The organism is Clostridium sp. B9 (genome assembly GCF_050509515.1).
Classification (GTDB): Bacteria; Bacillota; Clostridia; order Clostridiales; family Clostridiaceae; genus Sarcina.
Genome location: NZ_JBNWKA010000003.1, coordinates 3778824 through 3790721, shown reverse-complemented (window position 1 = coordinate 3790721; position 11898 = coordinate 3778824). Strand labels below are relative to the sequence as shown.

Genomic DNA, 11898 nt, shown 5'->3' with positions numbered 1-11898 from the left:
AGTTAATGAACAAGAGTTGGTAAAAAGGGGAGCGCTTTTATGCAAAAGTATTATAAGAATTCAAATAATATAAATGTTTTAGTAGATCATGAAAGTGGGAGAGGTTTTAAAGTAACTTTTCCTGTTAATGAAGAGGGCGAAAGTAATATATTAGTTATTACTAGATCACCTAAATCACATAATATTGAGGATTTAAAGAAAGAATTAAATAGAGCAGTAAAATATTTAGTAAATAATGAAGATGAATTAGGAATAATTAAAGAGGTAAACTTTGTATTCCTATTCCCTGTTATAGAGTATAGCAAAGATGTTATAGAAGAAGTTTATAATACAAAGGGAGAATTATTCCTTTGTGGAAATGATGGATTCTTTGAAAATGGGGAATACTTTAAAAATGATTTAATAATATTTGAAAGCTTGATAAATAGTACACATGTAATTTTTGCTTGGGGAGAACCTTCAAATAAGGTTATAAAAAAAGTTTATGAAAGCAGATTACATTATTTATTAAAGGGATTCAAAGTTGTAAAAAATAATTGTTTTGATGTGAAAAGATTTTATGTTGTAGGGAGCCTTACAAACCAAGGTTATCCTAGACATTATAGCAATTGGACAAAGAGTACGCCTTTAAGTGAATTTGAAATTTAACTAAAAGCAGATTAAGGATAGTTTATAAACTATATCTTAATCTGCTTTATTTTTATTTATATATGTTTTAAGAATAAAAAAAAGAGTGCCGAATTGGCACTCTTTTAGGGAGATACAAAATTAAAACAGTAAATAAGTTTTGCTTAAAAGAATTATTGGTTGTCTTCAATTAATTCTTCAATTTTATCTCTGCATCTACAACCTCTACATGCACCTTGTGTTGCGCCAGTCTTTTCAGCGACAGCTTCAACTGTGTGTGCACCGTTTCTTATAGCCTCTTTTATTTTGGCTCTTGAGATTGCTCTACAGACACAAACTTTAGTCATTTTATCAATTACTTGTTGATTTAAATTATTGTTATCAGTCATACTATTTTCCTCCTATTAAAGTAAAACAGCACGATTAACAAAAGGGAATGGAATGTATTTGATGATTTAATTATAAGTTAGTTGATAAGAAAAGTCAACATTAAATAATAAAAACTATTAATTAGTTTTGTTTATTGATATTATAATTGTTTAATTATCAATAAATATAATGTGCAAATAAAGTTTTTTTATTAGAAATAAAATTTCATTAACAAACTAATTTTAGAGTAATTTTAAATTTTATAGAAAAAGTGAGATTTTATATTATGAAATAAATAAGAAAAGCTTTCAAATATATGGATTTACTTCGTTGACTTTTTAAAAGTGCTATTATATAATTTTTTTAAAGACTGTGAACAGGGCAAGTACTTAAGTAGAAGCTTTTTCAGAGAGTAGTTGGTTGGTGCGAAACTATAAGGATATTTAAGGAAAATCACCTGGGAGTTGGAGGCTGAAAGGAATTAGATTCTTATTAAGTTTATCCCGTTTATCCACGTTATAGGATGCGAGCATAAATAATGTGCTTTTAATTATGCCTATCAAAAACATGCAAATTTTTAATATTTATAATTGAATCAATAGATAGGTTTAAACTTTAGGTGGTATAGCGAATATAACTTCGTCCTTTTAGGATGGAGTTTTTTTATTTTTCAATAAAGTTTTGGCTAAATAATCAATTATAAGTAAATAATTTAAATATTAAAGAAGTAGGAAAGGAGTTTCAATATGTACAAAAAAGTTGAATTACCTAAAGGTTTTGTTGGCGTAGAAAAAGAAGTTGCAAACCTTTGGAAAGAAAAAGATGTAATCCAAAAGAACTTTGATATGAACCAAGATGGTGAATATTTCACATTCTATGATGGGCCTCCAACAGCAAACGGAAAGCCTCACGTAGGACATATCTTAACAAGAGTTATGAAAGATATAATCCCAAGATATAAAGTTATGAAGGGTTATAAAGTAATAAGAAAAGCAGGATGGGATACTCACGGACTTCCAGTTGAACTTGAAATAGAGAAGAAATTAGGAATCTCAGGTAAGCCTCAAATAGAGGATTATGGAGTAGAGAAATTCGTAACTGAGTGTAAGGACAGTGTTTTCACATATGTTAGCATGTGGGAAAAAATGACTGAGCAGATTGGTTACTGGGTAGATATGGAGAATCCATATGTTACTTACCACAACCCATACATAGAGTCAGTATGGTGGGCTTTAAAACAAATGTGGGATAAGAAACTTTTATACAAAGGTTATAAAACAATGCCTTACTGCCCAAGATGTGGAACAAGTTTATCATCACACGAAGTTTCACAAGGATACAAGGATGTTAAGGACTTAACAGCTGTAGCTAAGTTCAAAGTTAAAGGAGAAGACAATAAGTACTTCTTAGCTTGGACAACAACTCCTTGGACTTTACCTTCAAACGTAGCTTTATGTGTAAACAAAGCTTATGACTACGTTGAAGCTAAACAAGCTGATAATGATGAAATCTACATCTTAGCTAAAGATTTAGCACCTAAAGTTTTAGGAGAAGGATTCGAGATAGTTAAAGAGTTCAAAGGTGAAGAATTATTAGGAATGGAATATGAGCAATTATTACCATTCGTAACACCAACTGAAGGAAAAGCTTTCGTAGTTGTTCATGGTGACTACGTAACTTTATCAGATGGTACAGGAATCGTTCATATAGCTCCTGCTTATGGAGAAGACGATAACTTAATTGGAAAGCAAAATGGATTAGCATTCTTAAACTTAGTTGACTTAAGTGGTAACTTTGTTAAAGAAGTAACTCCATGGGCTGGAAAATTCGTTAAGAAATGTGACCAACAAATAGTTGATTACTTAAAAGAAGAAAATAAATTATTCAAAGCTGAAAGACATACTCACTCATACCCACATTGCTGGAGATGTGATACACCGCTTCTTTACTATCCAAAAGAGAGCTGGTTTGTTGCAATGTCAACATTAAGAGACAAACTTTTAGCTAACAATGATAAGATAAATTGGTACCCAGATAACATTAAGAACGGAAGATTTGGTAAGTTCTTAGAGAATGTTATAGATTGGGGTATCTCAAGAGATAGATACTGGGGAACACCACTTCCAATATGGGAATGTGAATGTGGACACAGAGAATGTATCGGAAGTATTGAAGAATTAAAAGCTAAAGGAATAAATGTTCCTGATGGTATAGAGCTTCATAAACCATACATTGATAAAGTTCATTTAAATTGTCCTCACTGTAATAAAGAGATGAAGAGAACAGCAGAGGTTATTGACTGTTGGTTTGACTCAGGATCAATGCCATTTGCACAACTTCACTACCCATTTGAGAACAAAGAATTATTCGATGAAAACTACCCAGCTCAATTCATATCAGAAGCTGTTGACCAAACAAGAGGATGGTTCTACACAATGTTAGCAATATCAACTGCTATATTTGATAGAAATCCGTTTGAAAACTGTATAGTTTTAGGTCATGTTCTTGATGGTAAAGGCTTAAAGATGTCAAAATCTAAGGGTAATGCAGTAGATCCATTTGAAGTACTTGATTCACAAGGTGCAGATGCTACTAGATGGCATTTCTACACAGCGAGTGCTCCATGGTTACCAACTAGATTCTCAATAAATGATGTTGCTGAGACTCAAAGAAAGTTCTTAAGCACATTATGGAATGTTTACTCATTCTACGTTTTATATGCAGACTTAGATAAGTTCAACCCATTAGATTATAAAGATTTCGTATCAGACAATGTAATGGATAAGTGGATAATGTCAAAACTTAATACTTTAATTAAGGATGTAGATAACCACTTAGAAAACTACAGAATTACTCAAGCTGCTTTAGAAATTGAAGAGTTCACAGATGAGTTATCAAACTGGTATGTAAGAAGAAACAGATCAAGATACTGGTCAGAAGAGTTAACTGATGATAAGATAGGTGCTTACACTACTTTATACAGAGTATTAGTTACTCTATGTAAAGTTGCTGCTCCATTCGTACCATTTATAACTGAAGAAATCTACCAAAACTTAGTTGTTAACCTAGATAAAGATGCTTTAGAAAGTATCCACTTAGGAACATGGCCAGAAGTTGATGAAAAGGCTATAGACAAGAAGTTAGAAGAGAAAATGGACTTAGCTTACAGAATAGTTAAGCTTGGTAGAAGTGCTAGAAATGGTGCTAACATCAAGAATAGACAGCCACTTTCAAAAATGCTTCTTTCAACAACTGAGCTTCCTGACTATTATGGAGACATAATTAAAGATGAGTTAAATATCAAGGAAGTTGAATTAGGAGCTGACCTTTCTAAGTATGTTAACTTTGAAATTAAGCCTAATTTACCTGTTTTAGGAAGAGTTTACGGTAAGTTAATACCTGCTATAAGAAAAGAAATAGCTTCAAGAGACCAAATGGAATTAGCTCAAAAAATCCAAAATGGTGGAACAGAGGTTATCACTATAGATGGAAATGAAATAGAGTTAAATGCTGAAAGCTTACTTGTAACAATGCAAGGATTAGAAGGATTCGCATTTGCTGGAGAAGGTTCAGTTGGTGTTGTTTTAGATACAACTATCACTCCAGAGTTAAGAGAAGAAGGTCATGTAAGAGAAATGATATCAAAAATCCAAAACATGAGAAAAGAAAGTGGATTTGAGGTTGCTGATAAAATAACTCTTTATGTTGCTGATAATGATATGCTTATAGATGTAATCAAGAAATTTGAAGATGTTATAAAGAAAGAAACTTTAACTGAAGAAATTGTTTATAATGGAGAAGCTGATTACTCAGAAGCTAAAATTAACGGTGAATTATTAAAAATGGCTGTTCAAAAAAGAGCTTAATTTAAATAAAAAAAGAAGGTAAGAAATTACCTTCTTTTTCTTTTATCTCTGTTTTAAATAATAATCTTATGTAAAAAATTATTTAGTCCAAAGGTCTTTCGGCACCTTCATTAACTAACTTTGAGAAACCGCCCATCATATTATAAAGATTTTCAAAGCCGTTATCCTCTAAAATTTCACAAGCTTGCATACTTCTTGAACCTCTTCTACAGTAAACAAGAATTGGAGATTCTTCATACCCATCAAGTTCATCTAAGTCAAAAAGAAGTTTACCAAGTGGAATAAGTTTAGCATTTTTTATATGACCATCAAATTCATATTCCTCTTCAGTTCTTACATCTAATATTAATAAATCTTTATTTTCTTCTATCAATTTAATTGATTCTGTTATATCTATATCTTTATACATTTAAGTTTGCCTCCTAATAAGTTTTTAATGTTATTATAATATTACATAAGTATGGTTAACCTATGACTAATAATATATTTGATTATACAACATAATTGTGAAATTGTAGAAAATTTAAAGGATTTAATGAGTTTTTGCATTGAATTAATACTTGAATTTTATTACAATTATTAATAAGAAAACGTTTTTAAATTAAAAAAGTTAAAAGGAATTTAAGCAAATTACACAAATATACATAAATTCCTTGTATAAATGTAAAGTTATCATTATAATATTGAAGTACTAAGATAATAGATAGGTAATAAAGTTAAGTATAGGAGTTGAGTTAGATGGCTGCTTCAATTAAAGACGTTGCTAGAGAAGCCGGAGTATCAATAGCAACAGTTTCAAGAGTATTAAATGACATAGACGTTGTAAACGAAGAAACTAAGAAAAAAGTAGTAGAAGCTATAAAAAAATTAGGGTATAGACCTAATATAGTTGCAAGAAGTTTAAAAACACATAGAACAAGAACTATAGGTATATTAGTGCCTGATATATCAAATCAGATGTATCCTGAGATAGTTAGAGGTGCTGAAGACGTAGCAAACATTTACAAATATAATGTTATGTTATGTAATTCAGATTTAGACTTAGAAAAAGAAAAAGAGTATTTAAGAGTACTTAAAGAAAAAATGGTTGATGGAGTTCTTTATATGAGTTCATCACTAGGAGAAGAAACTTTAAATCTAATAAATGAATTAGATTTAAAAACAGTTTTAGTAGAGAATGATGAGCAAAATGGCAAATTCCCAAGTGTAACAATAGATAATGAAAAAGCTACATATGAGGCTACAAAGCATTTAATAGATAAAGACATGAAGAATATAGCTTTCATTGGAGTTGAAGGTGACTTAAATAACGCTTGGGGTAAAAGATTCCAAGGTTATAAGGCTGCATTAGCTGAAGCTGGAATAGAATTCAATGAAGAATTAACATATTTCAAAAACTTAAAGGTTAAAACAGGATATGATGCTATTTTAGCAATGCTTGAAAAAGGACAGAAGATAGAGGGTGTAATCTGTGCTTCTGACGAAATAGCTATGGGAGCTATAAATGCTTTAAGAGATAAAGGAATAAAGGTTCCTGAAGAAGTTAGTGTTATAGGATTCAATGACATTGACTTAGCTCATGTATTCTATCCAAAATTAACTACTGTATCACAACCAATGTATGATATGGGATCAATAGCTATGAGAATGTTAATTAAAATAATAAACAACAAGCCTTTAGAGCAAGATCATTTCGTTTTAGAACATGATTTAGTTAAAAGAGATAGTTGTAAGTAATTAATGCATAAAAAATGCATAATCATTAGGTAACATAATATAAAATTATGTTACCTTTTTTTATACAAAAAATAGGGGTATTTTAATAAGGGGGATAATATGGGAAATAAAAAGAAGATGATAGTTATATCTTTAATTCTACTTACTTTGCTCGGTATATACTTTGGAAAAAATTATATTGAAGAACGAAGAGATAAATCTAGTGAAGAAACTAATGTTATTACAAATTTAGAGGATGCTAAAAGTGGAATTCCTACACTTATAATGTTTAAGACAGATACTTGTCCATATTGCGTTGAAATGCAAGAAGAAATAAGTATAGTTGCTAATAAGTATCCTGGTAAGTTTAATGTTTATTATGCTAGGTTAGAGGAAGAGAAGAACTTAGAATTAGCATATAAATATGGTGCATATGTAGTTCCTACAACAGTATTCTTAGACAAAGACGGTAGTGAGTTTTACACTCATCAAGGTCTTATGAGGTCTAATGATATAGAAAATGTAATAAAATCTTTGGGGGTATAAAATCCTATGGAGTTTTTAGCATATTTTAATCAAGTTATTTCAGATAATACTATTTTAGCAGTAATATTATCATTCTTTGCTGGCGTAGTTGCGTCATTTAGTCCTTGTACATTATCATCTATTCCTTTATTAATAGGATATGTTCAAGGAAATGGAGTTAAGGACGATAAGAAAGCCTTAAGATATTCAATAATTTTCTCTATTGGAATAGCTTTAACATTTACTAGTATAGGAGTTATTACAGCTATTATAGGAAAAGCTTTTTTAGGAGCGGGGAAGTTCTGGTATATAATCCTTGCTTTAATAATGATTGTTTCGGGTCTTCAAGTAATGAATATAATAAATATTTTTGGAGATAAAAAAGATGCTTGTAAAATACCAAAGAAGAGAGAAGGTTTTTTAGAGGTGTTTTTCTTAGGAATAGTAAGTGGAGTTTTGGCTTCACCTTGTGCAACACCAATAATGGCGGCTATAATAGCATTTATTGCAGCAAGTGGAAACTTACCATTAGGGGTTATAATGCTTCTTATGTATTCAATGGGACATAGTATTTTAATAATACTTACAGGAACATCATTTGGTTTTGTGGAGAAAATAGCTTATTCAGAAAAAGGACAAAAGGTAGGAAATATATTAAAGAATATATTAGGTGTGATAATTATTTTAGTAGGATTCTATCTTTTCTATTTAGGGGCATAAACAATTTTAAACCAAATAAGTAGAAAGTGTTAAATTAAAATGAACTCAATCAAAATAGTTGTTAAATTTGATATTATCTATATTAATAACTATTTTTTATTGGGAGGAACGTATGAAAAAAAACATAAGAAATAAGATGTCAGTTGGACAATTCATAAAATCAACATTTAATATAATTAAAAGTAATTTACTTGATATAGTTTTTATATCTGTACTCTTTGCAATACCAGCAATACTAATAGGAAGGATAGGAATATTAAGTTTCCTTAGTATATTCTGTTCAGGATTTTCAGCAATAGCTATAATAAAGCTTGTTAATAGTTTTGCTAGAGGAACTAAGCTTACTTGGGTTGAGACAATTAAAGAATCCTTTAAAAATCCAATATTCCCATTAGGTGTATTCATAATTCAAACTTTTGTAGTAAGTTTTGGATCTGGAATATTTGCACCATTAGGAATAGTGTTACAAGTCTTTTTCATATTAGCTATGCAGATTGCAGTAGTTGAAGATAGTACAGTAGTTAATAGTATAAAGAGAAGTTTTGATTTAATAAAAAATAATTTCTTAGATGTATTGTTAAAGCAGTTCGTTTTAGTTATGATACTAAACCTTATTACAATGGCTTTAGCTATGTTCTTAAATCAAAGCATTCCTGCTATAATAATATTTACGTTAATATTAAATATTGCATTAAGCTTTAATTTAGTAGCTGGAAATGTAATTTATAGAGATTTAAGCACTAATTAGTATATAAAGACTAAAAGTAGAGATTTACTTTTAGTCTTTTTTAATTGAAAATATGTCTGACTAAAAATTAAATATTAATGTATAATAGACTAATGCATATATTTAAGAAATGTTGATTCAAAGGAGGAGAGGATTATGAAAGATCAGAAATTATTAGGGGAAGAATCAGAAATAAAGCTTTTACTTAAATACTCTGTACCTGCAATTATAGGGATGCTTGTAAATGCACTTTATAATATTGTAGATAGAATGTTTATTGGACATATACCAGAAGTAGGTCCACTTGCCATAACTGGTGTTGGAATAACAATGCCTATTATGTCTATACTACTTGGTTTTGGAATGCTTATAGGAATAGGAGCTACAGCAAATATATCCATAAAGTTTGGACAAAACAATAGAAAAGATGCAGAGAAGATTTTAGGAAACTCTGTAATATTAATTGCAATAATATCATTAATATTAACAGCTGTAGGTATTATATTTGCAAATAACATATTGAACTTATTTGGAGCTAGTGAATCAACAATTTTTTATGCTAAGGAATATATAAATGTAATACTTCTTGGGACAATATTCAATTTAATGTCATTCTCTTTATATAGTACAATAAGAGCAGACGGTAATCCAAAGATGTCAGCAGCTATAATGATTTTAGGATGTATTATAAATGTTATATTAGATGCTGTATTTATATTTGTACTTAATTGGGGAATTAAAGGTGCTGCATGGGCTACAGTAATTTCTCAAATAGTTACTACAGTAATAATGCTTTATTACTATACTTTAGGTTCTTCAAATCTTAAATTGAAATTTGAAACTTTTAAATTAGAGTGGAGATTAGTAAAGATAATTTTAGCAATAGGAGTTGCACCATTTTCAATGCAAATGGCAGCAAGTGCTGTTCAGATAATAGCTAACAATGCTTTGAAAACATATGGTGGAGATTTAGCCATAGGCGCTATGGCAGCAATATCATCTATATCAATGATATTCTTGATGCCTATCTTTGGAATAAACCAAGGATCACAGCCTATAATAGGATATAATTATGGAGCTAAGCAGTATCATAGGGCTCAAAAAACAGTTAAGCTAGCTATAATAGCAGCTACTGTAATATTAGTTATTGGTGGAATACTAATTCAAACATTCCCAGAAGTAGCAATAAGTATGTTCAATGCAGATCCTCAGTTATTAGATATTGGAGTTCCAGGATTAAGAATTTACTTATTAATGATGCCTATAATAGGAATACCTATAGTTGGTTCAAACTACTTCCAATCAATAGGCAAAGCAAAGCTTGCAATGTTCTTAAGCTTATTAAGACAAGTTATTCTTTTAATACCACTTACAATCATATTACCTAGAGTAGCAGGATTAGGATTAATAGGAGTATGGTTAGCAGGTACAACATCAGACTTTTTATCAACTGTTATTACAGCATTATTTATGGTAAAAGAGTTTAGAAGAGAAGATGGAATAGAAGAGACAGAAGAAGCAATATAATAAAAAAAGCTGAGTTTAGAATTTTCTAAGCTCAGCTTTTCTATTTATATAATACCTTCATCTTTTAATAAATCTTCAAGTTTTCTTACTTTCTCTGTTAACGTAACGAATTTTTGTTTTATAGCATCTTTTGATAAATCTTCTATTTGACCTTCTAATTCTTCAACTGTTTTTAAAACCTCATCTATATCTTGTTGAGCTAATTTTAAGTTATTTTCGTTCATATAAATTCTCCTTTGAAGTAAATTCGTTCTTTGTAGTTTTATGGTAACACTACTATTCTATCTATGCAAGGCATATATTATACAGAAATTACTTATGATTTGGGAGGAGAGATGATTAATTATATATGGTTTGCAATTATAGCTTCAGGGTTGATTTTTAGCATAGTGACAGGCCAGGGAGAGTTGATTACAAAGGGCTTAACGGAATCTTCGGAAGGTGCAGTAAAGTTTATTATTTCCTTAGTTGGAATCATGTGTTTCTGGTGTGGAGTTATGAAAATCGCAGAGAAAAGTGGATTAACTTCAAAGGTAGCTAAGCTTTTAAATCCTATATTAAGGAAGTTGTTTAAAGAAAGTGCACATAGTGATGAAGCTATGGGAGCGATTGTCATGAATCTTACAGCTAATATGTTTGGTTTATCAAATGCTGCAACTCCTCTTGGAATAAAGGCAATGATTGAATTAAATAAGATTAATAAAGAAACCGATGGAAAAGCATCAAATGACATGGCTTTGTTCCTAGTTATAAATGCTGCATGTATTCAGTTAATACCATCTACAGTAATATCTATAAGAGCAGCAGCTGGATCAAGTGAGCCTGCTAGCATTATAATTCCAGCAATAATATGTACATTTATAGCATGTTGTGTAGGCGTTGCTTGTTGCAAAATACTACAAAGATATTTTTAAGGAGGGAAAAGCTTGTTTGTAAATAACATAATTCCAATAATATTTCTTTTAATTGTTCTATATGGAATGTTTAAAGGAAGAAAAGTTTATGAATGGTTTTTAGAGGGTGCAAAAGAAGGACTAACAGTATGTTTGAAGATTTTCCCTGCTTTATTAGCTATGATGATTGCAATAAGAATATTTAAGGATGCTAATTTACTTAATTTATTAAATGATTTTATGGAACCCTTTGTTTCGTTTATAGGCCTACCAAAAGATGTTGTACCTTTAGTTCTTATAAAACCTTTATCAGGAAGTGGAGCATTAGGTGTATATACTGAATTAATAAATACATTAGGACCAGATACAAGAGAAGGATTAATATCATCTGTAATAATGGGAGGAACAGAAACTATATTTTACACAATAACAGTTTATTTTGGAGCAGTAGGAATAAAAAAGATAAGACATACATTTTGGGCTGCATTTATGGCTGATTTAACAGCCATAATTATGGCTGTATTAATAGTAAGTATATTTTTTGGTCTATAGCTGAATAAAATAACAAAAATATAGCAATATAATACTAAAGAAAGTGATGAACAAAAGAGGATTTAATTTTAATATGAATATGATACAGAAATAATCCAAAAAATTACAGAAATCGTTTAACTAAAATGTAAATCTTTAAAGTTGATAAAAAAATCACAAAATAGTTAAAAAAATAACGAATTTTTGTCGATAAAATGTAAAAAATGTAAGAAAATGTCTGGATTTCATCTTTGAAAGATGATATTATAATCTCGTAAGGTTGGTAAACAACTTTGCAATGAAGTATGAAAAGCTTACAAATGAAAAAAATTACAAAAAATAATGAAAAAATATCACTAAATGGAATATTATTAAAGTTAAAAACTTAACTAAAACG

General features: G+C 29.7%; 12 protein-coding genes and 1 other annotated feature. Of the genes, 9 read left to right on the top strand and 3 right to left on the bottom strand.

Features of this window, described 5'->3' with window-relative positions:
- Positions 1-39: 39 nt before the first annotated feature.
- Positions 40-648, top strand: a complete 609-nt coding sequence (locus ACQZHJ_RS17155; RefSeq protein ID WP_430486692.1) for a DUF1643 domain-containing protein — start codon at positions 40-42, stop codon at positions 646-648.
- 152 nt (positions 649-800) lie between these two features.
- On the opposite strand, the gene ACQZHJ_RS17150 is transcribed toward ACQZHJ_RS17155, so the two are convergent.
- On the bottom strand, positions 801-1016 hold the full coding sequence (locus ACQZHJ_RS17150; protein WP_430486691.1) for a (2Fe-2S)-binding protein: 216 nt from the start codon (positions 1014-1016) through the stop codon (positions 801-803).
- Between the two features lie 343 nt (positions 1017-1359).
- Positions 1360-1646: a binding site (T-box leader), on the top strand.
- A gap of 96 nt (positions 1647-1742) precedes the next feature.
- Between ACQZHJ_RS17150 and ileS the strand changes: the two genes are divergently transcribed.
- Positions 1743-4862: an isoleucine--tRNA ligase gene (gene ileS, locus ACQZHJ_RS17145; protein ID WP_430486690.1), complete on the top strand. Its 3120-nt coding sequence runs from the start codon at positions 1743-1745 to the stop codon at positions 4860-4862.
- A gap of 82 nt (positions 4863-4944) precedes the next feature.
- Here ileS and ACQZHJ_RS17140 read toward each other — a convergent pair whose 3' ends face one another.
- Positions 4945-5271: a rhodanese-like domain-containing protein gene (locus ACQZHJ_RS17140; protein ID WP_430486689.1), complete on the bottom strand. Its 327-nt coding sequence runs from the start codon at positions 5269-5271 to the stop codon at positions 4945-4947.
- 329 nt (positions 5272-5600) lie between these two features.
- Here ACQZHJ_RS17140 and ACQZHJ_RS17135 point away from each other — a divergent pair, with 329 nt between their 5' ends.
- The 5 genes from ACQZHJ_RS17135 (at position 5601) to ACQZHJ_RS17115 (ending at position 10077) form a co-directional block, all read left to right on the top strand.
- Positions 5601-6599, top strand: coding sequence for a LacI family DNA-binding transcriptional regulator (locus tag ACQZHJ_RS17135; RefSeq protein WP_430486688.1), 999 nt, complete (start codon positions 5601-5603; stop codon positions 6597-6599).
- A gap of 99 nt (positions 6600-6698) precedes the next feature.
- Positions 6699-7124, top strand: a complete 426-nt coding sequence (locus ACQZHJ_RS17130) for a thioredoxin fold domain-containing protein (RefSeq protein WP_430486687.1) — start codon at positions 6699-6701, stop codon at positions 7122-7124.
- Positions 7125-7130: 6 nt separating this feature from the next.
- Positions 7131-7823 (top strand): cytochrome c biogenesis CcdA family protein, encoded by a 693-nt coding sequence (locus tag ACQZHJ_RS17125; protein WP_430486686.1) that lies wholly within the window; start codon positions 7131-7133, stop codon positions 7821-7823.
- 112 nt (positions 7824-7935) lie between these two features.
- On the top strand, positions 7936-8571 hold the full coding sequence (locus ACQZHJ_RS17120; RefSeq protein ID WP_430486685.1) for a hypothetical protein: 636 nt from the start codon (positions 7936-7938) through the stop codon (positions 8569-8571).
- A 135-nt stretch (positions 8572-8706) separates the two neighbouring features.
- A complete protein-coding gene (locus tag ACQZHJ_RS17115; protein WP_430486683.1) occupies positions 8707-10077 on the top strand; it encodes an MATE family efflux transporter in 1371 nt (456 codons plus the stop codon).
- Between the two features lie 44 nt (positions 10078-10121).
- Here the strand turns inward: ACQZHJ_RS17115 and ACQZHJ_RS17110 are convergent, their stop codons facing one another.
- Positions 10122-10301: a hypothetical protein gene (locus ACQZHJ_RS17110; protein WP_430486682.1), complete on the bottom strand. Its 180-nt coding sequence runs from the start codon at positions 10299-10301 to the stop codon at positions 10122-10124.
- A 111-nt stretch (positions 10302-10412) separates the two neighbouring features.
- Here ACQZHJ_RS17110 and ACQZHJ_RS17105 point away from each other — a divergent pair, with 111 nt between their 5' ends.
- Positions 10413-10991 carry a nucleoside recognition domain-containing protein gene (locus tag ACQZHJ_RS17105; protein ID WP_430486681.1) on the top strand — a complete coding sequence of 193 codons (579 nt, stop codon included), beginning with the start codon at positions 10413-10415 and terminating at the stop codon, positions 10989-10991.
- Between the two features lie 12 nt (positions 10992-11003).
- The gene (locus ACQZHJ_RS17100; protein ID WP_430486680.1) at positions 11004-11522 is read left to right on the top strand and encodes a spore maturation protein; all 519 of its coding nucleotides are present in this window, start codon (positions 11004-11006) and stop codon (positions 11520-11522) included.
- Positions 11523-11898: the final 376 nt, after the last annotated feature.

What these genes read in the sequence shown, in the direction of transcription:
- ACQZHJ_RS17125 (WP_430486686.1), top strand. Translation starts at nt 7,131, where the DNA reads ATGGAGTTTTTAGCATATTTTAATCAAGTTATTTCAGATAATACTATT.
- ACQZHJ_RS17105 (WP_430486681.1), top strand. Translation starts at nt 10,413, where the DNA reads ATGATTAATTATATATGGTTTGCAATTATAGCTTCAGGGTTGATTTTT.
- ileS (WP_430486690.1), top strand. Translation starts at nt 1,743, where the DNA reads ATGTACAAAAAAGTTGAATTACCTAAAGGTTTTGTTGGCGTAGAAAAA.
- ACQZHJ_RS17115 (WP_430486683.1), top strand. Translation starts at nt 8,707, where the DNA reads ATGAAAGATCAGAAATTATTAGGGGAAGAATCAGAAATAAAGCTTTTA.
- ACQZHJ_RS17155 (WP_430486692.1), top strand. Translation starts at nt 40, where the DNA reads ATGCAAAAGTATTATAAGAATTCAAATAATATAAATGTTTTAGTAGAT.
- ACQZHJ_RS17150 (WP_430486691.1), bottom strand. Translation starts at nt 1,016, where the DNA reads ATGACTGATAACAATAATTTAAATCAACAAGTAATTGATAAAATGACT.
- ACQZHJ_RS17110 (WP_430486682.1), bottom strand. Translation starts at nt 10,301, where the DNA reads ATGAACGAAAATAACTTAAAATTAGCTCAACAAGATATAGATGAGGTT.
- ACQZHJ_RS17140 (WP_430486689.1), bottom strand. Translation starts at nt 5,271, where the DNA reads ATGTATAAAGATATAGATATAACAGAATCAATTAAATTGATAGAAGAA.
- ACQZHJ_RS17130 (WP_430486687.1), top strand. Translation starts at nt 6,699, where the DNA reads ATGGGAAATAAAAAGAAGATGATAGTTATATCTTTAATTCTACTTACT.
- ACQZHJ_RS17120 (WP_430486685.1), top strand. Translation starts at nt 7,936, where the DNA reads ATGAAAAAAAACATAAGAAATAAGATGTCAGTTGGACAATTCATAAAA.
- ACQZHJ_RS17135 (WP_430486688.1), top strand. Translation starts at nt 5,601, where the DNA reads ATGGCTGCTTCAATTAAAGACGTTGCTAGAGAAGCCGGAGTATCAATA.